18 protein-coding genes are annotated in these 23,596 nt (G+C 43.2%); 12 read left to right on the top strand and 6 right to left on the bottom strand.

The window, feature by feature from the left end; genetic code table 11:
- The 10 genes from AC1W6K_RS01535 (at position 1) to AC1W6K_RS01490 (ending at position 11,964) form a co-directional block, all read left to right on the top strand.
- The gene (locus AC1W6K_RS01535; RefSeq protein ID WP_481946182.1) at positions 1–1,284 is read left to right on the top strand and encodes a carbohydrate kinase; all 1,284 of its coding nucleotides are present in this window, start codon (positions 1–3) and stop codon (positions 1,282–1,284) included.
- Position 1,285: 1 nt separating this feature from the next.
- Entirely contained in the window at positions 1,286–1,999 is a 714-nt protein-coding gene (locus AC1W6K_RS01530; RefSeq protein WP_481946181.1) for a (Fe-S)-binding protein, read from the top strand.
- Positions 1,992–3,335 (top strand): lactate utilization protein B, encoded by a 1,344-nt coding sequence (locus AC1W6K_RS01525; protein WP_481946180.1) that lies wholly within the window; start codon positions 1,992–1,994, stop codon positions 3,333–3,335. Before AC1W6K_RS01530 ends, AC1W6K_RS01525 begins: the two co-directional genes overlap by 8 nt.
- Positions 3,332–3,829, top strand: a complete 498-nt coding sequence (locus AC1W6K_RS01520; protein WP_481946179.1) for a LutC/YkgG family protein — start codon at positions 3,332–3,334, stop codon at positions 3,827–3,829. Before AC1W6K_RS01525 ends, AC1W6K_RS01520 begins: the two co-directional genes overlap by 4 nt.
- A gap of 220 nt (positions 3,830–4,049) precedes the next feature.
- Positions 4,050–5,306 (top strand): Gfo/Idh/MocA family oxidoreductase, encoded by a 1,257-nt coding sequence (locus AC1W6K_RS01515; protein ID WP_481946178.1) that lies wholly within the window; start codon positions 4,050–4,052, stop codon positions 5,304–5,306.
- A 5-nt stretch (positions 5,307–5,311) separates the two neighbouring features.
- A complete protein-coding gene (locus AC1W6K_RS01510; RefSeq protein WP_481946177.1) occupies positions 5,312–7,870 on the top strand; it encodes a 3-keto-disaccharide hydrolase in 2,559 nt (852 codons plus the stop codon).
- A 3-nt stretch (positions 7,871–7,873) separates the two neighbouring features.
- Positions 7,874–8,335 (top strand): (2Fe-2S)-binding protein, encoded by a 462-nt coding sequence (locus tag AC1W6K_RS01505; RefSeq protein ID WP_481719175.1) that lies wholly within the window; start codon positions 7,874–7,876, stop codon positions 8,333–8,335.
- Entirely contained in the window at positions 8,332–10,416 is a 2,085-nt protein-coding gene (locus AC1W6K_RS01500) for a xanthine dehydrogenase family protein molybdopterin-binding subunit (RefSeq protein WP_481719176.1), read from the top strand. The genes AC1W6K_RS01505 and AC1W6K_RS01500 overlap by 4 nt, the downstream gene beginning before the upstream one ends.
- Positions 10,416–11,423, top strand: coding sequence for an acyltransferase (locus AC1W6K_RS01495; protein ID WP_481946176.1), 1,008 nt, complete (start codon positions 10,416–10,418; stop codon positions 11,421–11,423). The genes AC1W6K_RS01500 and AC1W6K_RS01495 overlap by 1 nt, the downstream gene beginning before the upstream one ends.
- A 37-nt stretch (positions 11,424–11,460) precedes the next feature.
- Positions 11,461–11,964 carry a hypothetical protein gene (locus AC1W6K_RS01490; protein WP_481946175.1) on the top strand — a complete coding sequence of 168 codons (504 nt, stop codon included), beginning with the start codon at positions 11,461–11,463 and terminating at the stop codon, positions 11,962–11,964.
- Here the strand turns inward: AC1W6K_RS01490 and AC1W6K_RS01485 are convergent, their stop codons facing one another.
- From AC1W6K_RS01485 to AC1W6K_RS01460, 6 genes are read right to left on the bottom strand one after another with little or no spacing between them, the layout of a single operon-like run.
- Positions 11,965–12,654 carry an ABC transporter ATP-binding protein gene (locus tag AC1W6K_RS01485; RefSeq protein WP_481946174.1) on the bottom strand — a complete coding sequence of 230 codons (690 nt, stop codon included), beginning with the start codon at positions 12,652–12,654 and terminating at the stop codon, positions 11,965–11,967. It lies immediately after the preceding gene.
- A gap of 2 nt (positions 12,655–12,656) precedes the next feature.
- Complete coding sequence (locus tag AC1W6K_RS01480) at positions 12,657–13,910, bottom strand: ABC transporter permease (RefSeq protein WP_481719180.1); 1,254 nt, start codon at positions 13,908–13,910, stop codon at positions 12,657–12,659.
- Positions 13,910–14,992 (bottom strand): efflux RND transporter periplasmic adaptor subunit, encoded by a 1,083-nt coding sequence (locus AC1W6K_RS01475; RefSeq protein ID WP_481946173.1) that lies wholly within the window; start codon positions 14,990–14,992, stop codon positions 13,910–13,912. The genes AC1W6K_RS01480 and AC1W6K_RS01475 overlap by 1 nt, the downstream gene beginning before the upstream one ends.
- Positions 14,993–15,032: 40 nt before the next feature.
- The gene (locus AC1W6K_RS01470; RefSeq protein WP_481946172.1) at positions 15,033–15,806 is read right to left on the bottom strand and encodes a fibrobacter succinogenes major paralogous domain-containing protein; all 774 of its coding nucleotides are present in this window, start codon (positions 15,804–15,806) and stop codon (positions 15,033–15,035) included.
- Entirely contained in the window at positions 15,796–20,550 is a 4,755-nt protein-coding gene (locus AC1W6K_RS01465; protein ID WP_481946171.1) for a beta strand repeat-containing protein, read from the bottom strand. Before AC1W6K_RS01465 ends, AC1W6K_RS01470 begins: the two co-directional genes overlap by 11 nt.
- A gap of 8 nt (positions 20,551–20,558) precedes the next feature.
- Positions 20,559–21,278, bottom strand: a complete 720-nt coding sequence (locus tag AC1W6K_RS01460) for a hypothetical protein (protein WP_481946170.1) — start codon at positions 21,276–21,278, stop codon at positions 20,559–20,561.
- Positions 21,279–21,359: 81 nt separating this feature from the next.
- Here AC1W6K_RS01460 and AC1W6K_RS01455 point away from each other — a divergent pair, with 81 nt between their 5' ends.
- Together AC1W6K_RS01455 and AC1W6K_RS01450 are read left to right on the top strand one after the other, a co-directional pair.
- The gene (locus AC1W6K_RS01455; RefSeq protein ID WP_481946169.1) at positions 21,360–22,052 is read left to right on the top strand and encodes a 6-phosphogluconolactonase; all 693 of its coding nucleotides are present in this window, start codon (positions 21,360–21,362) and stop codon (positions 22,050–22,052) included.
- A 278-nt stretch (positions 22,053–22,330) separates the two neighbouring features.
- Complete coding sequence (locus AC1W6K_RS01450; protein ID WP_481946168.1) at positions 22,331–23,596, top strand: metallophosphoesterase family protein; 1,266 nt, start codon at positions 22,331–22,333, stop codon at positions 23,594–23,596.

Below are 23,596 nucleotides of genomic sequence, written 5' to 3'. Positions count from 1 at the left end.
ATGAATGTGAAAACACCTGTTATTGCAGTTTTTGACATTGGAAAGACAAATAGAAAGGTTTTCCTGTGGTCGACTGCGTTTACAGTCTTGTTCGAGAAGCAGATTCAGCTTCCGGATATTGAAGATGAAGACGGATTTGAGTGCGATGATCTCTCTGCAATTCAGCAGTGGATTGTATCCACGTTTTCAGAGCTTTGCCAGTTAACCGAGTATGAAATCATCGGATTGAATTTTTCTGCTTTTGGTGCATCGTTTGTGTATGTGAATCGCATGGGAGAAGCCGTGGCACCTCTATATAGTTATTTAAAACCTGTTTCTTCGCCATTCCCTTATGCAAACTATGGGGGAGAGGCTGAGTTTGCTCGTCGGACTGCATCACCTATTTTAGGGAATCTGAATTCAGGTTTGCAGGTGTATGAGTCTACTTTCCGGCCGTTTTGGCCGGAAGTGTTTAAGGTATTGCATGTTCCTAATTATTTCGCTTCGTTGTTTACAGGCCAACTCGTTTCCGAGATTACGTCAATTGGTTGTCATACTGCCTTGTGGGATTTTGATTTAGGTCAATACCATCCGTGGACGTCACTTATTGCGGATCGCTTAGCGCCAATTTCGACGGAGGCATGTATTGAATTAGATGGAATTCGGTATGGCTTTGGCTTACATGATTCATCGGCGGCATTAATTCCTTATTTGCGCTCGATGCGGGAAGAATTTGTGCTTTTGTCGACGGGTACCTGGTGCATTGCGATGCACCCTTTTAACGAATCGCCCTTGACTGCTGATGAATTAGCGAATGATGTTTTGTGTTTTTTACAATCAAATGGAAAACCCGTGAAGGCGTCGCGTTTATTTGGCGGTCAATTTCATGAGGAGCAAGTAGCACGATTGGAGATGCATTTTGGTGGATCATTCAAGGAATTGACTTTTTCTGAGCGTGTTTTTGCCTTAGAAGCTAGGTCATCCAGCGTTTATGATTGTGCTTTTGCTGGGCGAGATTTAGCTGATTTTGGGGATTTGGCCTCAGCGTATGATCAATTCATGGTAGATTTAGTAGGCCAACAAATTTTTAGTTTGAACCTTTTGTTGAAAGATGCGCCCGTTAAACAATTGTTGGTGGATGGTGGTTTTAGTAAAAATGAATGGTACATGCGTTTATTGGCGCGAGCCTTTCCAAAAGTCGAAGTTTATGCTGCAGAGGTTGCACAGGCAAGTGCGCTGGGGGCTGCTTTGATGGTTTATGATGGGGATTTACCTCAGAATTTAATTCAACTGAAACGTTATTAGGATGCGTGTTGCCCTTTTTGTTCCGTGTTACATTGACCAGTTCTATCCTCAGGTAGCGGTGGCAAGTTTGGAATTGTTGGAGAAATTAGGCTGCGAGGTAGTTGTTCCCAAGGATCAAACTTGTTGTGGCCAACCGATGGCTAATTCTGGTTTTGCGTCTTCTACGGGAGGTTGTGATGCAAATTTTACGACTAATTTTGATGGATTTGATTACATCGTGGGTCCTTCGGGGTCATGCGTATTACATTTGAAGGAGCATCATCCTTCTCAGAAAATTAGGTCGTCGGTGTATGAAATTTGCGAGTTTTTGACGGACATTTTGAAAGTGAGTAGTTTGACTGCGAAATTCCCTCATCGGGTAGGATTGCATCAAAGTTGCCACGGTCAGCGTTTTTTACGTTTAAGTTCCATGTCGGAGCGAAACGAAAAACCCTTTTCGAAATTACAAGATTTGCTTGGACTGGTTCAAGGTATCGAAGTCTTTTTGCCAAAAAGGGAAGATGAGTGTTGTGGATTTGGCGGAACATTTTGTGTGTCGGAGGAAGCTGTTTCTGTGAAAATGGGACTGGATCGAATTAAGGAGCATGATGCGAATGCCATTGAGTTTATCATTGGTGCGGATACTTCTTGTTTAATGCATATGGAAGGGATATTGCGCCGGCAAGGTTCGAACTTACAAGTAAAACACATTGTAGAAATATTGAATTATGATTAGTCACGCGGATGCTTCAGAGATATTTATTTCGGATTCGGAAAGGACGGATTGGCATGATGAAACGCTTTGGTTCGTTCGTGCAAAACGTGATAAGGTCTCGAAAGTTTTACCTGAGTGGGAGGATTTGCGTGAGCATGCCTCACAGATTAAAGACCATACCCTCGCAAATTTAGGGGAATACCTACGCGCTTTTGAGGCAAAAGCTCAGGCCAATGGCATTCATGTGCATTGGGCGGCTGATGCCGCAGAACATAATGCGATAGTTCATGGTATAATTGCTTCTCAAAGTTCAAAAGTTTTGGTCAAGAGTAAATCAATGTTGACCGAGGAATGTCATTTAAATGATTATTTAGCTTCTAAAGGAATTGAAGTTATAGATACCGATTTAGGGGAGCGTATTGTTCAGTTCCGAAATGAAGTCCCGAGTCATATTGTGTTGCCTGCGATTCACTTGAAAAAGGAGGATGTGGGGGAAACTTTTCATCAGCATTTAGGAACGCCAAAGGGCAATAAGGATCCACAGTTTTTGACGGAGGCGGCGCGCCAACATTTACGTGGCCATTTCTTAGCTTCTGAAGTGGCGATAACGGGTGTAAATTTTGCGGTAGCGGAGACGGGAGAATTTGTGGTATGTACGAATGAGGGGAATGCGGATATGGGGGCACATTTAGCCAAAGTCCATATCGCCTGTATGGGTATTGAGAAAATTATCCCTAAAAGAGAAGATTTAGCTGTGTTTTTGCGTCTGTTAGCCCGCAGTGCTACTGGGCAGTTAATCACTACGTATTCGTCACATTTTCATCTTCCGCGCGAAGGTCAAGAGGTGCATATCGTATTTTTGGATAACGGTCGGACGCGTCAGTTGGCAGATCCAAAATACAAGAATTCACTAAAATGTATCCGTTGTGCGGCTTGTTTTAATACCTGTCCGGTGTACCGTCGGAGTGGAGGACATAGTTATCACCAACCGGTTGCGGGCCCAATTGGGTCTATTTTAGCTCCCAATGTCGACAAAAAAGCGAATGTGGATTTACCATTCGCGTCGACCTTGTGTGGTTCGTGTTCGAATGTCTGTCCGGTGAAGATTAATATTCATGAACAATTGTGGTTTTGGCGACAAGATTTAATGTCGGCAGGACTAGCTCCAGCTGTCAAAACCGTCGGCATGAAAATGATGGCTTTTGTTTTGGCCAATCCGGTGATTTACCGGTTGGGCGGTGCGTTTTTACGCCGGTTTTCTGGTTTATTAAATAATCGATTAAATCCGTGGTATAAACAGCGGGAGATGCCGGTTGCTCCTAAGGATAGTTTTCAAGAATGGTACAAAAAACGATGAGCTCACGAGATCAGATTTTAGGGAAAATTGAGCCGCTAGAACCGGTTCAATATCCGGGTGCTTTTACTAAGGCTTCAGAAGGTTTTGATTTCATGGCTTCATTGGCCGTCGTAGGTGCTCGTGTGGTAAGTCCATCCGAGTTAGAGGAGTTATTTCCCGGACGGCGCAGGTTCGACAAAACGATGGATGGCTTAAGTTTAGCTGACGTGGAAGTTTTAGAGATTGATGGCGAGTTTGGGGTGGCGGAGAATGGGGCAATTTGGTTGACAGAAGTGGCGATGCCTCATCGGGTGGCTCCATTCATTTGCCAACATTTAGTAATAAACGTAACTGAGATTGTACCTACGATGCATGCGGCTTATGCGCGTTTGGGTGGGGTAAAATCTGGCTTTGGAATGTTTTTAGCCGGGCCATCGAAGACTGCTGATATTGAGCAGTCGTTGGTGGTAGGCGCACATGGAGCGCGAAGTTTAACAATTGTTATAAGAAGTTGATCGCTGACGGGGTCGTAGACTCCCCGTAAGCGTCAACTTTTCCGCTACGCAAAGTACGCTTTTATTCATTCAGGAACTTGATTTTTTTTACCCAAAACAGATATTTTAATCAGTTTTACTGTTATTTGCAAGGGTGTGGGGGTGACGCTGCCGGGGTCGTAGACCCCGGCAGCGTCTAGTCGAAAAAATTTCATATATTTGGCCGTAAACCTATTCATTTATGTCAGTTTCTAGAAGAAAATTCCTAGGTAAATCTGTCCTTTCCTTAGCTGCATTCAGCATTGTACCACGTCACGTGCTCGGAAAGGGCTTTCTTGCTCCATCAGACCAACTCACCAAAGCGATCATCGGAACCGGCGGCATGGGACGCGGACACATACCGTACGCAGGCACACGCGTCGTTGCTATGTGCGATGTTGATAAGAAAAACCTACAACTCGGGTTAGACAAAGTCGAGAAAGGTGTGAAAGCATTTACCGACTACCGTGAAATGATTCAACTCCCTGAAGTAGATATTGTCCACGTGGCGACACCGCCGCATTGGCATGGAATCATGGCCGCAGATGCAGCAAGGGCAGGTAAAGATGTTTGGTGTGAAAAACCCATGACCCGGACGATCGGAGAAGGACAGAAATTAAAAGAAGCGGTCCAACAACACGGACGTATCTTCCGACTAAACACCTGGTTCCGATTTGAAAGTAATTTTTACGGGTTGAATTGTCCGGTTAAACCGATGAAGAAATTAGTTGACTCAGGTCTTCTGGGTTGGCCGCTGAAATTTACTGTTAGTAAACACACCGGCTTCGACTGGAAATTCTACTGGGTTGGCAAAACAGATTTGACACCGCAACCCGTTCCCCCAGAATTAGACTACGACGCTTGGCTCGGACCTGCGCCTTATAAACCATACCATGTTCATCGTACCCATCAAACTTTCCGCGGTTATTGGGATTACGATGGCGGTGCGCTAGGTGATATGGGCCAGCACTATATGGATCCCATTCAATATATGTTGGGTAAAGACAACGAAAGTCCGGTCTATGTGGAGGTAGACGCCCCCGTGCAAGATAAAGATGCCGTGGGAATCTTTAATCGCATTACCTATACCTATGCAGATGGATGCCAAATCGTCCTTGACGGCGAAGCTAAAGACGAGAAAGTCGCCTATATCGAAGGTCCAAAAGGTAAATTATATAAGAACTTTAAATCAGATATCCCTGATTTGGAACGTAAGCTAACTGAGTTTCCAGAGCCACCGGCCCAACAAATTGATTTTGTTGATTCGGTGAAAAATAGGACTCAATTTGCCTTGAATGAGGAAAATGGGTACCGTTCATGTACACTCATCAATATGGGTTTAATCGCGATGCGCTTGCACCGCAACCTCAAATTTGACTCCGTGAAACAAGAATTTATCGGCGATCCTGAAGCAAATAGTCTCATCAATCAACCGATGCGCGCACCTTATATCCTCTAAACGTCATGAAATATTTATTACTAGTATTGGTTAGTTGGCAAACCTTCGCGCAATCCTCCCGCGAGCAACAACTCTTTAACCGAACCCAAGGTGCCACACCAGCCTTAAAAGCGGCAGCATACGCCAGCAAAGGTATTTACGAACCTACGCAGGCGACGGAAGCTTTTATATTAGCCAACGCAAAAAATCCGACCGAATTAAAAGCATTTCTCCGTGATGACCTTCCCGATGCGACGCAATGTGAACTGATCGGATTGATTGCGAAGCAAGATGAAAGCATTTTACTAGGAAAATATCCAAAAGCGAAACCGCAGGTTACCGCATTTATCTTAAAACAATTATTGGCTAAGCCGCGGACAAACATCAACATCAAAACTTGGGATGCTGCGCATCAAAAAGCTTTCATTAAGGCTGTGGGTACCTACAAAGCCGCTTGGGCCTTGCCACTTATTCAAAATTCGAATTTCAAAACGGAACAAATTATTTCCCAATTACAAGTTCAAGGGGCAAAAGGACTTCCTGCTGTTTGGGATATGTTAAAGTCGAATCAGGTAGATGCGCAAAAAATCGCTGACTTGTCGACCACCCTAGCGGCAAATGATTTCTTAAAAGCTAAGCTCAGCACCTACGAACAGGCGTCAATAGCACAAAAAACGGTCTTATTGACCTACGGAAGTGACCGCCAGTGGCCTGAGGTAGAATCCTTAGTTTGGCGAGCAATTCAATCCAATCATCCACAACGTGCGGCTGGATTTGAGGCATTGACTTTTTGGGCTGAATTGAAAGATTTTGATCTGATTGCAGAGAAATTATCCATCGCGCAATTACCAAATGAAATTAAGGCCTTACAAAACTGCATGACGCAATTAATCAAGCAGGACGGCACGCGCAATAGTAAAATTACAGCCTTTGCCTTAGTCGCTCAATATAAAAATAATTGGGTACCCTTCGTTCAGGAAGTTGCCAATTTGGATTGGTTGTACGCGTTGGGAAAGAAAGAAGAAGAGGCATTGAAAGCATTTGTGCGGATCAATGGACGGACATTTGCGCATGTAGACCAACAAGTTTTGCGTTACCGCAATGCGTTGGATTTAACTCAAAACTTGGATACACGGGAGCAGATCTACAAGGGATTGGTGAAATGCAATTCACTAGCTGCCATGCGAACCTTGTATTTGGGATTGAAAGAACCGAATGTAAAGCAAATTATTGTAGATGGGTTGGCTTCACTTTATGTCGCGAATCCAGAATTTCAAGGTCAAATGACCAAGGAGTGGGTTATGGAAAATGCGTCCTTAATTTCGGATGCCGCTCTTCGTGATAAAATTAATAAAAGCAATCCAGGTCGCGGTTTTTATACCATGTACAATAGCACTGATTTACGCGGTTGGAAAGGCTTAGTTGACAATCCAGTCAAACGCAGAAAAACGCCAGCAGATACATTAGCGATGAAGCAAATCAAAGCGGATTCGATCATGCGCACAGGCTGGATGGCACAAGGGGAGGAGCTGCACTTCACGGGGCATGGCAACAATTTGTGTTCGGTCAAAGATTACCAAGATTTTGAGTTAACCATCGACTGGAAAATTGAAAAGGAAGGCGATGCGGGACTTTACCTCCGCGGTTCTCCGCAAGTTCAGATTTGGGATACGGCATTGACGAAAGTGGGAGCGCAAGTTGGCTCAGGAGGTTTATATAACAATCAAATAAATCCGAAGAATCCACTAAAAGTGGCCGATAATCCGGTAGGAGAATGGAACACGTTTCGGGTTACCATGCGCGGAGAACGCGTAACAGTTTATTTAAATGGGGAATTGGTCGTAGATAATGTCATTTTGGAAAATTATTGGGATCGTAAAATTCCGATTTTCATCAAGGATGCGATTGAATTACAAGCGCACGGGAATCACATTGTTTATAGAAACATTTACGTGAAGGAGTTGACCCCACAGCCTGTTTATACACCTGAGGAGATGGGTTTTGAGCCACTTTTTGATGGTTCATCGCTCTTTAATTGGACAGGAAATACGACGGATTATTACCCAGTAAATGGTGAATTGGTTGTGGATCCGAAACGTGGTGGCAAAGGAAATTTGTACACCAAAAAAGAATATGGCGACTTTCACATGAAGTTTGAATTTCAGTTAACGCCGGGAGCAAATAACGGTTTAGGCATTCGTACGCCGCTTGAAGGTGACGCTGCCTACGTAGGGATGGAGTTGCAGATTTTGGATAACACGGCGCCGATTTACGCGAAATTACAAGCTTATCAATATCATGGTTCTGTGTATGGAATCATTCCATCTAAACAAGGTTTCTTAAAACCGGTAGGTGAATGGAATGAACAGGAAGTGATTGCGGAAGGTAATCGCATCAAGGTTATTTTAAATGGAGAAGTTATTACGGATGGCGATATTGTTCAGGCCATTAAAGATGGAACGCCGGATCACAAAGAACACCCAGGTTTGTTAAACAAAACAGGCCATATTGGGTTTTTAGGTCACGGATCACCGTTAAAGTTCAGAAACTTACGTATCAAAGAAATCATTAAAAAGAAAAAATAAGTCATGGCAATTACATTGACGATTAATCGAAAAAAAGTAAGCTTGGACATTGATTCCAACACCCCGCTTTTGTGGGCGCTAAGAGACCATGTAGGTTTATTAGGAACTAAGTATGGTTGTGGCATCGCGCAATGTGGTGCCTGTACAGTTTGGGTAAATGGTGAGCCAATGCGCTCATGCGTGTTACCTATTTCGGCCGTTGGCAACGCTCAAATCACCACCATCGAAGGATTAGATCCTGCCGGAAAACACCCGATTCAAGAGGCTTGGGACGAATTAGATGTGGCTCAATGTGGCTATTGCCAAGCGGGTCAAATCATGACGGCCGCCGCCTTGTTGAAGAAAAATCCGAATCCCTCGAAACAAGAAATTGTTGACGGCATGGCCGGAAATATTTGTCGGTGCGGCACCTACCACCGCATACAAGAAGCAGTTGCATTAGCCTCTAAAAAAGTTAAGAAATGAAAACGACACGTAGAAATTTTATCCAACAATCGGCACTCTTTACGAGTGTGTTTACCCTGGGATTTGATTGGTTTGAATCCAAGGGAGCTACGATGGCGATTGCCAACGAACCAGGTCGATTTAATGCGTTTTTAAGCATTGATGCCACTGGTAAAATTCGCTTATATTCCCCTAATCCAGAGATTGGTCAAGGAATTAAAACTGCTTTTCCAGTGGTTGTGGCAGAGGAATTGGATGTGGATTGGAAACAAGTGGAAGTCTTACAGGCGAATTTAGATACACAAAATTTTGAACGCCAGTTGACCGGTGGGTCAGGTGCCTTAAAACATTCGTGGGAGCGTTTGCGTAAAGCGGGGGCAAGTGTACGCCAAATGATGGTTCAAGCAGCTGCAAATCAATGGAAAGTAGACGCAAGTGTTTGCAAAACATCGAAAGGATTTGTCTTAGGTCCTGCTGGACAGAAAGCCTCGTATGGCTCTTTAGCTGCAGAAGCGTCGAAATTACCCGTTCCGTCAACCGTTACGTATAAAGACCGTAAAGATTACAAGATTATTGGAACGCGTGTTCGCGGGGTGGACAATAAAGATATTGTTACAGGTAAACCTGTTTTTGGAATTGATGTTCGGAAGCCAGGTATGGTTTTTGCACAGATTGTACGTCCGCCTTTTGGGGCAACGTTAAAATCTTTCTCTGCGGAAGATGTCAAGAAAATGCCGGGAATCATTGACGTTGTTTCCTTTAAAAATAAGGTGGCTATCGTGGGTACAAGTACCTACGAAATCATGCAGGCACGTCAGAGTTTAACATGTTCGTATGGATCTGATGCTCCTTTGGAGGGAAATGATACACATCAGGCGTGGTTTGATGCGGGAATGAAGTCGGATAAGGCAACGGTCCAACGGAAAGATGGGGATTTTGCAAAGGCTATTTCGGAAGCTGCCAAAGTAATTGAGGCAACGTATGAGTGTCCTTTTATTTCGCATAGCCCAATGGAGCCGATGAACTTTTTTGCGGATGTGAAGCCGGGTTCGGTTACGTTGGCTGGTCCTACGCAAGTACCGCAGCCCGCTCAAAAAGCAGTCGCGACTTTATTAGGTGTTCCTGAAAATACGGTTCAAGTGGAGTTAACCAAAATGGGCGGTGGCTTCGGTCGGCGCCTGAATAATGACTTCGCCCTAGAAGCTGCTGAACTATCCAGCATCATTAAAAAGCCAGTCTTGGTTATGTGGACGCGTGAAGATGACATGGGTGGTGGAATTTACCGACCGGCCGTTCGGTACCATTTCAAAGCAGGTATTGATGCCAAAGGAAATATAACCTCCTTTTACCTACGCGGAGTAGGATTAAATGCAGGTAATTCTACCCGCCAAGATAACTTCCCGGTAGGAGCAATTGATCACGTATTAATCGAATCAGTTGATCAGAAATCTGCTGTAACCACCGGTCCATGGCGTGCGCCAATTACCAATTTCTTGGGATTTGCGGAACAAGCATTTTTGGATGAAGTAGCTGAGGCGGGGGGCAAAGATCCGATTCAAATGCGCTTGGATTTGCTAGCACGCGTAAAATCAAACCCAGTAGGTAAAATTACGTATGAGGCAGATCGCTTTGCGGAGGTAATCCGACAAGTAGCCGAAAAATCGCAATGGAAAAAGAAGCCAGGGGTACACCAAGGTTTCAGTGTGTATTATTCACACTTATCTTATGTAGCTCAGGTTGCGGAGGTTCAAGTGAAAAATGGTAAGCCTCAAGTTACCCAAGTGACGGCAGTGACGGATTGTGGGGAGGTTATCAATTTAAGTGGTGCAGAAAATCAAGTGAAAGGAGCCATTATTGATGGCATGGGTCATGCGATGTTTGCTAAATTGAATTTTCAGGCTGGTGTGACGAGTCCAACAAATTTCAATGCCTACCGCATGATTCGAGGAAATGAAATTCCAAAAATTGATGCGTATTTTGTGGATAATGGCATAAGCCCAACGGGATTAGGGGAACCGGCACTGCCACCCACCGGTGGTTCAATTGCCAATGCGATTTATGCAGCCACTAAAAAGCGTTATTATAAACAACCTTTTAGTTGATGTCAACTCCCAAAGTTCAATATCTGGACAATTTGCGCGTCACAGCAACCCTCGCGGTGTTGTTAATTCATTCAGCAGCAAATGTCTTATTGAACTTTGGGAAAATACCTGATTCCGCCTGGTGGTTTGCCAACCTATATAATGGTGGATTTCGTTATGCTGTCCCCATTTTTGTCATGCTTTCGGGGGCTTTGCTATTACCACGCGAGGAAGAAATAGGCTCTTTTTTAAAAAAAAGTTTTCTAAGAATCATCGTCCCTTTTCTGTTTTACAATACTATTTTCGCGATTTTCAATTGGCAAGTTCGTCAAAGTGGTCGGCCACAAAACTTTGCGTGGATTTTTAAACAATTTTTTGACGGAGCATCCTATCATTTTTGGTACATCTACATGATTGTGGGTGTATACCTATTTATACCCATTATTGGTGCTTGGGTACGTCAGGCGCGTGAAAGTCATTTGCAATTCTTTTTAGGGATGTGGTTGGTGACCATTTTGTTCGATAATTCGCATTTTCCGGGTTTAAGTCTGCCGGTCAAATTACCTTATTTCACAGGTTATATTGGGTATTTGGTCTTAGGTTTTTACTTGGCTAAACATTCGTTTTCGAGAATTTTTGCGTGGGCTTTGTTTTTGATTGGTACGCTTTGGACCATGCAAGGAACGTATGTGCAATCACTCGAGGACGGAAAATTTTATGGATTGTTGTATGCCAATTTTTCGCCGAGTGTGGTGATGTCAACTGCCGGGTTGTTTATGTTATTTAAGTCGTATGAGGGTACGATTCCGGGAACAGCTCGCTTTCGGGATTGGATCAGTTCGTATAGTTATGGCATCTATTTAATTCACATCATCGTTTTATTTTACCTCGTAAAAATCAAAATATATGGGGCTATGTGGCATCCAAGTATTGGGATTCCCCTGACAGCCTTTATCTGTTTATTGATTTCTGGTGCAATTGTTTGGGTTTTACGTAAAATCCCTGGGATTAAATACCTTGCAGGCTAAGGATTTTTTGTACCTTTCGCGGCTATTGGTTCTAAATATGAGACTATTATTATTTGTATTTGTTTTGGTAGGCCATTGTGCATGGTCTCAAAACTCAACCATTTCTTCCGGTGGAGTAACTAAGTTGGTGAACGGCCGATATTATTCCCACGTGATAGGTCAATCAAGTGTTGTGACTGGGACAACGGTGAAGTCGGGAATAACGATCCGACAAGGCTTCAAGCAGCCAAATCTACTGGCGCGAAGTATTCAGAAATCAGGGTTGAAGGTACAAACAGCTATTGAAAATTCGATTGTATACACTGTTTTTCCTAATCCATTTGTTGATAAGTTGCGCATTCAATTCTCAGAGAAAAGCACATCTAAATCCTACTTGGTCATCTACGATATCGTAGGTAGTGTCATGTGGGAAGCTACGTATCCTGAGGGAATTACCGAGATCAATCTGACTGATTTTAAGAATTTTCGACCTGCGAAGTATGTACTGCATTTGGTACAGGCAACGGGCAAGCCCTTTGTGGCAAGTATCGTAAAGGAATAATTATTGGTTAATGATTTTGCCATCCTGCATTTCAATGATGCGTGAGGTTTTGTGTGCAAATTCATTATCATGTGTAACGATCAGCAGTGTTTGATGGAATTCTTCGGCCAATTGTTGGAAGGTTTGAAACACGATATCGCTGTTTTTTTTATCCAAATTTCCAGTTGGCTCATCACCCATAATCAACAAGGGGTCATTAATTAACGCTCGAGCAATGGCCACACGCTGTTTTTGGCCACCTGATAATTGATTAGGCATTTTAAGTGCTTCGTCTGAAATTCCTAAAACCTTCAACTTTTCATAGGCCCGGTGCTCCACCTCGGATTCACTGTATTTTCCTAATTTGAGCCCAGGTAGCATCACGTTTTTAAGTACGTTGAACTCGTTCAGTAAGTAGTGAAACTGAAATACAAATCCGATTTTTTCATTGCGAACACGCGCTAACTCCTTTTCGGAATTGTTGACCATCGCAACTGAGTCAATGAATAATTCTCCCTCATAGTCGGTGTCCATCGTCGAAAGTATATACAAAAGCGTCGACTTTCCACAACCAGATTTACCGATAACCGATACGAATTCACTTTGATTTAAACTGAAGTTGATGTTGTCCAAAACCTTAACCGTCATGGGATCATGAAAGTATTTGGTGATGTTGGTAGCACGTAAAACTTCTTTGTGAATATGTGTCATGTTTATTTACCGCGGATGATAATAACTGGGTCTATTTTACTTGCTTTTCTAGATGGGAAATAACCAGCGAAATAGGTGGTGACCAATGAAAATATAGCTCCAATAATGTAAAATGAAGGATTATAGTTGATGGGATAGGTTTTAACCGTAGGCAGCGATTCCGTATTAAAGGGAATATTATCAATGATGTTCGACATGCCCAAGCCTACCAATAATCCCAAGATTCCACCAAAAAACCCAATGCTCAATGCAATAAAAATAAAGATTAAATTCACATCTTTTCCAGAAAAACCAATGGCTTTCATGATGGCGATGGAATCCATTTTTTCGTAAATCATCATGTTAAGGATGTTGTAAATTCCGAAGCCAGCAACGATTAATAGGGTTACACCTACTGCATAGGAGATAATAGTTCGAACCGAACTTCCCGTTTCGAATTGAGAGTTTGCTTGTTGGATATCAATGGCATCAGTCTCATAATAACGCTGGTATTCTTTTGCCATGGCTGGTGCTTGTAATATGTCCTTCAGCTTGACTTGCACATCGGTAATGTAATTACTGGAAACCCCTAACAGTTTTTGGGTGGTGCTGATGGAACAATAGCTTTGAACTTTGTCTAAATCTTGAAGGCCTGATTGGAAGTAGCCGACGACCTTGAGTTGCAAGCGCTCGCCTTTACTTGTTGTCACTTGTACAACATCGCCGATTTTGGCAGCCATTTTATCTGCTACTCCCTTGCCTAAAATGATACTATTTGGTATGTTTTTCAGGTCAAGGTAGTTGCCACGCGTCACATAATCGCTGAACATAAACAAGCGATTTTCTTCAACGGGGTCAATGCCATTGATAACGCCGGTTAGGTCGATGGTGCCTACGTTATAAAAAACTTGCGCATTGATTTTAGGTGCAACGCCTAATACACGCGCATCTTGTTTGATGGCTTCCATGATTTGTGCACTATTGTACAATTCGAGCCGTTGGTTTTTAGGCTTAACTGAATTTACAAAATTGGATGTGTTGGGACTTAATAAATCGATCGGTTGGTTTTTTGACACATTGATATCGTGATACAGGCGGATGTGCGCAGTCCGGTTTAAGATTAACCCGTCCAGTAAATCATTCAAGCCATTCATGAAACCAAGCAAGGTGATGAACATCGCAATGGAGAAGGTAACACCTACAGCGGCAACAAGCGTTTGTTTCCATCTGGCGAGCAATAATGAAATCGATACTTGAACAATTAATTTTAAGTTCATTACTTCGGCTTTATCACTTGGTCTTGGCTACTGAGACCGCTTAGAATTTCAACTTTTTGGAAATCTGTTAGTCCAACTTTAACAATGCGCGTGGTACCGTCTGCCAGAGTAATAATCGAGTCATTTTTCAGATAGTTGCGCGGAAGAATTAAGGCGTTCTGTTTGGTGCGCAGCATGATATTCGCTTCAAATGTAACGTTTGGATACAGTTTCTCCGGGGCTTTTGTGAAGCTCGCTTCCACTAAAAATGTTTTATTCCGCTCGTTCATGATGGAGGCAATTTTATTCACTTGTGCTTCGAATACCTTATTTTTATAGGCATCGAAAGTCACGGCAACTTTTTGTCCTAGTTGTACTTGAAAAATATCATTTTCGTCCACTTGCATTTCAAGTATGAAATTTTGCGTATTTCCTACGACTGCAATAGGTGTCTGTGGACTTACAAGTTCTCCTTTTTCTTTCAACAGGTTAAATACAGTACCTTTTACTTGACTCTTAAGTATAAAATCCGCTGTTTGACGCGCGGAAATTTGTACATTTTTTTTCGTCTGTGCCGAACTGAAATTGATTTGTCGGCGCAAATCCGTTAAGCGCTGTTGGGCCGAAATATAATTCGCTCGTGAACTTTGGAAGTTCAATTCTGCTTGTTCATAAGCAATGCGCGTTCCTACTTGCTGTGCCCAAAGGGCTTTTTGGCGCGCATATAAACTGGAGTCTAATTTAAGTTTTGCTTTGGAAGTTTGTGCAATGGCTTCCGCCTCGACTAATTTACCTTGATTGTTTGCTTGGTCATTAAAATTCGCGGTCAGTTTCGCGTTTTCCAAATTGTATTGCTGCGTTTCATTGGATATACGAAGGAGTGGAGTACCTACGTTGACCTCTTGTCCTTCGTGGACATAAATTTCTTCAATGATACCACTTATGGAAACGAATGCTTGGTATTGGTCTGCCGACTTGATTGTACCGGACGCATAAATGGATTCGGTGATGTTACCTTTGGTAGGTGAAATGCTTTCTTCTTTTTTGGAACAGGCCATTAGTAGCCAAAGTCCAATAAAAATGAGTGTCATGTTTGATTTCATCTCGCTAAATTAAGCTTTTCATTCAATAGAAAAAATGATATTAGTCGCGAATGCAACGAACGCTAAATCCGGCGTCTTTATCGTTTGTGGATGAGGTAGATTTGGCACCTACAGATGGAATAACAAAACCTCTGGCATTCACTTCTGTATCGCTTTCCCCGCTCCAATAATGCGTTGTGATTCCGCGTTCTTGAATTAAACCATCTGATTGTCGTAGCCAACCAGCATTATGCAATTTGATGTCTGAAGCAAAAAGTTGGGCTTCATAATTGTAATTTAATGCAATCGTTCTCCATTCTTGGTAGGTGGGTAAACGCCAACCCGTCCCCAATTCAATGGTGCATGGATCTTGGTTTGTAGCCCAATCGGTATTGGCCAATGTACGATTAGGCCAGGTGGAGGAAGGTGTACGACTTGTTATATACCTGTAGCCTATTTTGCTTCCAAACTGCCAGTACCAACCAGCTGCATTTTCCGTATTATCTGTTGCGCTTAAAGGTGGATTTGTGGAACCTAAGTTTTGTAAGAGCCAGCATTTATTTGCACCAGTGATACTTGAATAGGCAAGTTCATAGGTGATTGTTTTAGCTACAGGTGCAACACCGCGACTTGTGACGTGTTCTATCCGAATATTTGTACAAGGTGGGAGTGCGTCCAATTTACCCGTAGGCAATACCCCATCTAACGTAAATCGCTTACCCGCTTTATTAACAAATTCAGATCGTGAATTTGTGATTTTACCTTGGACGGTTACAGCCTGGCCGAATAGGTTGCTGGTTGTTAAAACCAATAAAATGAATAGTCTAATATGCATAGTCGAATTGGATTCGGTCGCCGGCAACCAACGTGAAACTGCTATTGTTCGCAGGTTCATAAGTAATTACATTAGTCGATAAACTATAGGCTGTCTTATCTATGCGTATGCCATTAATGAACATTTGCACTTTTGAATTCGCAGCGGGAGTTTGCGAGAGTGTAAATGTAAGCCTACCCACAGTTGCCGTAAATTGGTCATTCACGTCTGCTTCTGGTGCAGAAACTGTCCACGTAGATCCCACCACTTTAAGTACATAGCCAGCCGTGCTTGGAGCTAGACTTGTCACTGCCCCTGTACCATTTCCGACCAACAAGCTTCCAGCAGTTAGCGTTGCTACTCCTGTTCCCCCTTGGGCAACACCCACAGTTCCGCTGGACGTAAGCACCTTCGAGGCATCCGTAAAGATCACTTTAGAGGCTGCTAATGCACTATTTGTTTGTGATCCGGTTAGCTCGAGGTTTCCGCCAACCGACATATTACCGCTCGATGTAAGACTAGCGAATGTTTTAGTACCAGCCAATGTTTGTGTTCCCGTGGTCATAATTCCGGGATTTGTTGCATCCGCTGGACTTAAGCTAATTTCACCCCCAGCCGTAATCGTCAATGCTTTAGCTGTTGAAACACTATTGACAAGTCCAAGCGTTACCGCCGGCGATGCATTTTCCGCCCCCCAGACTCCTGAGCGCGAGATTAATACTTGTCCATCCGTGCCTGGACTAATGGCTATGACAGCAGATGTTCCAGCTCCCACGAGTAAAGCAGCACTTGTTAGGGTGGTAGCACCTGTTCCTCCTTGGGCAACACCTACAGTTCCAGTGGATGTCATTACCTTAGAAGCATCCGTAAAGATTGCTTTTGACGCGGTTAGTGCACTATTTGTTTGTGAACCGGTTAGCTCGAGGTTTCCGCCAACGGCCATATTACCGCTCGATGCAAGACTAGCAAAGGTTTTCGCACCAGCCAATTTTTGCGTTCCCGTGGTCATAATGCCCGGATTTGTCGCATCCGCTGCCACAGGCTGACCGGCCACCCAAGCAGTTCCCGAATACGTAATTATATCCCCAGCCGTAGTACCCGATAAACTGTTGATACTACTCATTCCATTGCCAATAAGTATTCCTTGGCTGGTAAGTGTATTTAGTCCCGTTCCCCCGTTAGCAACAGGTAATACATTGCTTACTTTAGAAGTTAGGTCGATGGCGCCGGCCAACATACCATTCGTTATTTTGCCCGTACCTACAGCTGCAACACCCGTATTGGATAAACTAATATCACCCGTAATGGACTGTGCTGATGCGACATTAGACCCATTCCCAATCCAAATTTTACCATCTGTTAATGCGGTTCCTGCTGGACTAGTAGATGAAACTGTTTGCGTAGTAATTGAGGTAATTCGCCCCTTTGTATCCACAGTAATAATTGGAATAGCACTTGCACTTCCAAAGTCTCCGGCTACTACGCCGCTATTCGCTAACGTCGCACTAATCGCACCTGTGCCAGAACCCGTCATATCGCCACTTAACGTGATGGTTTGATCCCCAGTATTTGATCCGATAATGGAGGCATCATTTCCGACCGTTAATGTTTTTGAAATCGTTCCGCCAACTAGATTAAATCCTGTTCCTAAGCTACTTGGCCGGACACCATTCACGGATTTATTAGTTAAATCTTCGGCTCCTGCCAACGTACTCAACGTTCCGGCAGTTGGCAAATTCAATGAAGTAGCAGCAGCCACAGTCAGGTTCGTTGCAAAAGCTCCATTCATTACCAAATTACCACCTAGTGTTATCGTTTTACCTGTATTGTCCACACCTGTACCACCTTTGGCTGGTGATAAAATACCCGATATTTTAGCATCTGTCACAGCTCCATCCGCTATTTTTAAGGTACTAATGGCACTCGCTGCGATACTTGGACTTGTTGCTGTTCCCGTGATATCGCCAGCTAATCTAATTTTTCCGGAGGTTGATGATGAAGCATCTGGTGTTCCACCCGTGCTAACCGTATTATCTACATAAGCCTTATTAACTGCATCCGTATCGGCCGATGGGGCATCCTGTAAAATCACTTTTTTACCCGTTCCAAAACTTAAATTGCCACCCATATTTCCACCCGACAACCTCAAATATCGCGCATCTAATGCCGCCTGATCCGTACTTATTTCATTCCAAATTGCCCCATCGAAAATGAAAGTCCGACCGTTATTCGAGGAAGTCGGATCCGCTGAAACAATGTAAATATCACTATTCGTGGGTGATTCTACAGCTGTAAAAACGCCACCATTATAAATTCCAGTGTACGTTCTTCCATATAGAATAGCTACATTTCCACTACCATCTGGCGTAATGCCATTGACCTTTTGAACTGCGCCTGTCACATCACTTACCGGTATCGCACTAATCGAAAAGAATGGATTGCCTGCTTTCACATAGCCAGCACTCATCGTGTTTGTGCCTAAGCCGCCATTGGCAATACCCAAAACGGAAGATCCTGAAATGGTCCCATTCAGGACGGGACTAGTAATCGTTGGATTGGAAGCCCTCACTAAATTTCCGCTACCAGACGTATTTAATGCCGAAGGGCTCGCCGTCGCACCACTGAAATTTCCTAGCACCGTACCATTTGCTAGTAATGGTAAGTTGCCTAATGTAATGTAATTCGCCACACCAAATTTCGCATCCACATAAGTTTTAACCGCATTTTGTGTCGGGAATAAGGTCGTACTTGTCCCTAAAGACGCATCTGATTTATTTGAAGTATTTTCTTTTAGGTCCAGTGCTGTTAGTGTTGCCCCACCTACCGAACCACTTACTGCTAAATCCACATAGGTTTTTACTGCTTTTTGGCTGGCATAAAAGGTGTCACTTGGTGTTGAATTTCCTAGGTCAGTCGCTGTGGATTTATTGGCTATTAATTCTGCCCCGGTAATTTGTGCGACTGGTATGCTGGAGGAGGCCGTATAGGCTGAGGTTCCATTTCCATATAAAAAACCTGACAATGTCCCAGCTGCTCCACTTCCACCATGTGAGGCGGTGATAGTTCCGGTAACATTCGCCGCATTTCCGGGTATGTTTCCCAAAATTTTCGATCCACTTACTTGGTCAATTTTTGCATCTGTTACCGCGCCATTTAGGATTTTAATGGTCGTGATGGCATTGCTTGCAATCGACGGCGAGGCCGAAGTTCCTCCTAAATCACCTGCTAATTGGAGAATACCTTTGACTGATGTGCTGGCATCTGACACGCCACCACTACTAATTTGACCATCCACATAATCTTTAATCATTTTGACTGAGGGGTACTTGGTCGTGGAAAGTGCATCTGCAACGATATTATTTGATTTGTTGCTTGAAATCTCTTTACTAGCTAAGCCGGGAACTAAGGGTGCGGAAGCCGTCCCTCCCAAATCTCCTCCTAATTGAATGATGCCTTTTGCACTCGAACTCGCATCATTTACGGATAAGGAGGATATTGAATTTTGAACAAAGGCTGTGGTTGCCACTTGAGTTGAATTTGTTCCATTGCTTTGGGTAATCGCGATGGTTGTGCTGGGTAATTGGGGGATGCCCGTGAAAATAGGGGAGTTTTTGTCTGCTTTGGCATTCAAATCCGCTGCTAGCGCCGTACCCAACGTGGCCTGATCCACATAGATTTTTACCGCTTTCGCCGATGGGTATTTCGTGTCCGAAGCGCCATCTGCTGTCAAATCCAAAGTTTTATTACTCGATACTTCTTTTTGAGCAAGCCCAGGCACGGTTGGATTTGTCGCTGTTCCAGCGAGATCCCCAGAAAGCTGAACTTTACCGGGAGCAAGCGTTGTTGCATCCGGTGCGCCGGAAACCACCACTTGACTAATCGCCTGATCCACATACGTCTTAACGGCTTGTTGGCTCGGATAGGCCTGATTACTCGGACTCCCACTCCCTAAATCTGTGGCAGTCGATTTATTACTTAACGACTCATACGAACCACCTAAACTATTGAATTGATTTATTGTCTGCGCCCGCTGATCATTTAACTGAGCACTCAAGGTATTGAAATTTTGATTCACTTGATTTTGGATAGTCGTATTCGTTTTGTTAACTGAAATCAGACCGGTTTCCTGAGATTCTAAGCGTGATTCGTGCAAATCAACACGCTTTTCCAAGCTAATTCGTTGTGCTTCCACCGTAGCAAATTGATTATTCGTTTGAGTCGCATTAGCAAGTAACTTATCCTCTAAGGGTTTTAAATCTTGCTTAAGTAAATACCCAGGATCATTTTCAAAATGGGATAATTTTTTAGGAGCATTTTGCACATTCGCGTATTCTACAGATGCGGCATACAAGGCATATGGGGAGTAGTTAAATGTCTGATTACTAACCTCAACGAAGCTGGATGTATTTTCAAATTTAACAGCCACGACGAGCGACTTAACTTTTGAATCCCATACTAATGCACTCCACTGGCGATTTATCGCGGTACTTGACTGCGTATTTCCTGTACCAATCGTCAAATTGACCAAGCCAAAATCATCCGTTTTCGTTTCATGTATCTCCTCGAAGTCGGCGACATTCCCTGTCTTAATCGTAAATCGAATCGTTACATTGGCCTTTGCCATGACTTGATTTTGAATAAATGTTCCGGGAATTTCAACGGGTTTGGGATTCAAGATTACCGCTTGGTAATTGATACCCGTATTTTGCGCCCAGCTGTTCCATCCTAGAAGTAGTGCAATGAGCGTGCTTAGTATATTTTTCATGGGTTAGGTTAGTTAGTAAATAAGCGAATTCCTACAAAAAACGTATTAGGCTGGAATGCTAAGGTGGTGTTGTTTACGGCAGAAACCCCGATACTTTTCATGGATTGAAATCCAAGTAGAATTCCAGTATACGAATTTATGCGATGGTTTAGTTGGACAACGTATCCCGCCAATGTCTGTAAGCCATTAAATTGGGAATCATTTTGTAAATCCAAAAATTGGGTATCAATAGTTTGTACCCCATCTATAAGTAGTTGGCCCTGTAGCTTACCCTGTACTTCTAGCGATGTTTTTTTACTGAACGGAATTTGCATACCTCCATGCAGACCGACGCCAATAAAATCCGTTTGATAGGCAATTTGACTACTATTAACATTACCTGAGGTGTTGAATTGATCAGCGGAAAGTTGGACCCCTACACGAAGCATACTAATCAATTTGGCTTGGGTGCTGTGATTGGTAAAATAAACAGCGGACCGATTGGTTTTAAGGAGTAATTTGGACGTATCAAGTAGAATTTTTTGATAGCTGATTTCTAGATGCCGACCAGATGACGGCCGCAAAGATTCCAAAGAGCCACCAACCGAATTCGTAAATTGATACGTTGACACATTAGTACCTAAGCGAATGGACCAATTTTGCGCGTGAAGGGGGGAAGAAATGGCTACTAGCCAAAAAATGCCTACATAGACTACATGAGTCCATGCGGCTGGGGAGGATAAATTCATTAATGTGTTTTTTAGAACTAGGTTGCTTGCTCGAAATTAGCGAATTTTATCCCGTAAAAGAGACAAAAACTGATAATTGCTATGAAAATTACGACTGCTATTGATTATACGGAATTAAGCCAACTGGCCAGCGCGAGTATTTTAAGTTCTGTGCGCGAAAATCCATCTTTATTTTTTTGTGCTGCCACCGGTGGATCGCCCACAGGCATGTATGCGGAAATGGCGAAACATGCAGCGGATTTTACACAAATGCGCGTCATGAAAATGGATGAGTGGGGAATTATTCCTTCGGAGCATCCGGATTCATGCGAATCGTATTTACATAAGCATTTATTAGGACCTTTGGCCATACCTGAAACTAGGTATTTCGGATTTGATACGAATATGTCGGATACGGATTCAGAATGCCTTCGGATGCAAGGAGTTATAGCGCAAGAAGGTCCTTTTGATATTTGTATTTTGGGTTTAGGTAAAAATGGGCATATCGCTTTTAATGAGCCAGCGGCATTTTTAAATGCCAAATTTCATAAGGCTTCCTTGGCAGAATCGACGATCCAACATGACCCTGCGCTTTCACAAGGTGCTGAACCGGCATTTGGTTTATGTGTAGGTATGGAGGAAATCTTGCAATCGAAAAAGATTATTTTCTTGGTGACCGGAAACGGGAAGGAAGCTGCTTTTAAACAGATTATGACGAAGCAAATTACCACGGATTGTCCAGCGTCATTCTTATGGTTGCATCCGAATGTGGAGTGTTTTACGATGGTTAATTAAATCCAACTTCATGCACAAAGTTTTTTTATTAGCCGAAATGGCACTTTAAGATACTAAGGGAATTACAACGCCGTATAGATTTAATTCGTTTCGAAAAGTATGAGGACAGCTGGACAGAGAAAACAGATAAAAATAAGAATAGGCGTGTTTTCCCAATCCCGCAAACGGCGATTGATGGAGCGTCTAACTTAACAGGTTATTTAAAACAAAACGCAGGTTACTAATTTTTTTTATCTTTAAGGCGCCAATATTTTTTGGCGCCTTTTTTTTGACCTCTTATGAAAAAAATCGTCTTTTTATTCTTACTTCAAGCGACTATTTGCCTTGGCCAAAAAGCACAAATTGTTCGTGGACCATATTTGCAGTCTGTCACACCCAACTCTGTTTTAGTACATTGGCGGACTGATATTCCAGCTCCTAGCCGAGTATTTTATCAGGCAAAAGGAAAAGTTTTAGTTGCTCAGGATACAGCCCATGTAGTCGATCACGTGCTCGCTTTAACCAAATTAAAACCAGCGACGAAGTACGCCTATCAAATTGATTCTCAATCTTTTGATTCCAATCGCTATGTCGTTACCGCTCCTGCATTTGGGTCGAAAGAGTCCGTACGGATTTGGGCTTTGGGTGATTTTGGCGATGGCTCAGCAAGCCAGAAGGCTGTCATGAAATCGATTGAATCGTATACGCAAGGAAATCGCCCCGATGCATGGATTTGGTTGGGGGATAATGCGTACTCGAATGGAAAGGATGAAGAATATCAAAAATATGTATTTGATGTTTATCAAACAGCATTTTTGCAAAATCTTCCCATCTATCCTTCTCCTGGAAATCACGATTATGCGGGTAAACACGATCCTAGTTTGCCTCCTTATTTTAAGATATTCAATATGCCCGTAGCAGGCCAAGCAGGCGGAGTTCCTTCGCAATCGGAATCTTATTATTCTGTTAATTACGGGCAAGTACATTTAGTTGCCTTAGACACGGAAATGCGCGATGTGAATGGATTGCAATTAATGGATGGTAAAGGTTTGCAATACGATTGGTTAAAGGCCGATTTAGCGGCTAATAAATTACCTTGGGTGGTTGTCTATTTTCATAAACCTCCTTATTCCAAAGGCTCGCATGATTCGGATACTGAATTGAACATGAAGCATTTACGCGAAAACGTAAATCCACTTTTCGAGCAGTATAAAGTTGACCTAGTCATTGCCGGACATAGTCACGTCTACGAACGTAGTTACCCAATGCGCGGGCATTTTGGCATAAATGAGACATTTGATGCGGCAACGCACGTGGTGGCTGAGTCTACCTCACCTAATCATTATAATGTAGGACCAAAGGGCCAAGGAGTAATTTATGTCGTCAATGGTTCGGGTGGAAAAGTGGGCGGTCAGCGTCCGGGTTTTCCCATGAAGTCGTCGGTGTACACCAACAATAAAATCGGTGGATCCGTTATCTTGGATGTTGACAAGCGAACATTTAATTTAAAATGGATTCAATCGGACGGAGTAGTGGGGGATGAATTTGTGATCGAAAAGCGGTAA

It is taken from the genome of Aquirufa sp. (genome assembly GCF_964796385.1).
Note: the sequence above shows the minus strand (reverse complement) of the source record. Positions and strands in the feature narration are given on the sequence as shown.

Coding starts and splice junctions, on each gene's coding strand:
- AC1W6K_RS01535 (WP_481946182.1), top strand. CDS start 1: ATGAATGTGAAAACACCTGTTATTGCAGTTTTTGACATTGGAAAGACA.
- AC1W6K_RS01530 (WP_481946181.1), top strand. CDS start 1,286: ATGCGTGTTGCCCTTTTTGTTCCGTGTTACATTGACCAGTTCTATCCT.
- AC1W6K_RS01525 (WP_481946180.1), top strand. CDS start 1,992: ATGATTAGTCACGCGGATGCTTCAGAGATATTTATTTCGGATTCGGAA.
- AC1W6K_RS01520 (WP_481946179.1), top strand. CDS start 3,332: ATGAGCTCACGAGATCAGATTTTAGGGAAAATTGAGCCGCTAGAACCG.
- AC1W6K_RS01515 (WP_481946178.1), top strand. CDS start 4,050: ATGTCAGTTTCTAGAAGAAAATTCCTAGGTAAATCTGTCCTTTCCTTA.
- AC1W6K_RS01510 (WP_481946177.1), top strand. CDS start 5,312: ATGAAATATTTATTACTAGTATTGGTTAGTTGGCAAACCTTCGCGCAA.
- AC1W6K_RS01505 (WP_481719175.1), top strand. CDS start 7,874: ATGGCAATTACATTGACGATTAATCGAAAAAAAGTAAGCTTGGACATT.
- AC1W6K_RS01500 (WP_481719176.1), top strand. CDS start 8,332: ATGAAAACGACACGTAGAAATTTTATCCAACAATCGGCACTCTTTACG.
- AC1W6K_RS01495 (WP_481946176.1), top strand. CDS start 10,416: ATGTCAACTCCCAAAGTTCAATATCTGGACAATTTGCGCGTCACAGCA.
- AC1W6K_RS01490 (WP_481946175.1), top strand. CDS start 11,461: ATGAGACTATTATTATTTGTATTTGTTTTGGTAGGCCATTGTGCATGG.
- AC1W6K_RS01485 (WP_481946174.1), bottom strand. CDS start 12,654: ATGACACATATTCACAAAGAAGTTTTACGTGCTACCAACATCACCAAA.
- AC1W6K_RS01480 (WP_481719180.1), bottom strand. CDS start 13,910: ATGAACTTAAAATTAATTGTTCAAGTATCGATTTCATTATTGCTCGCC.
- AC1W6K_RS01475 (WP_481946173.1), bottom strand. CDS start 14,992: ATGAAATCAAACATGACACTCATTTTTATTGGACTTTGGCTACTAATG.
- AC1W6K_RS01470 (WP_481946172.1), bottom strand. CDS start 15,806: ATGCATATTAGACTATTCATTTTATTGGTTTTAACAACCAGCAACCTA.
- AC1W6K_RS01465 (WP_481946171.1), bottom strand. CDS start 20,550: ATGAAAAATATACTAAGCACGCTCATTGCACTACTTCTAGGATGGAAC.
- AC1W6K_RS01460 (WP_481946170.1), bottom strand. CDS start 21,278: ATGAATTTATCCTCCCCAGCCGCATGGACTCATGTAGTCTATGTAGGC.
- AC1W6K_RS01455 (WP_481946169.1), top strand. CDS start 21,360: ATGAAAATTACGACTGCTATTGATTATACGGAATTAAGCCAACTGGCC.
- AC1W6K_RS01450 (WP_481946168.1), top strand. CDS start 22,331: ATGAAAAAAATCGTCTTTTTATTCTTACTTCAAGCGACTATTTGCCTT.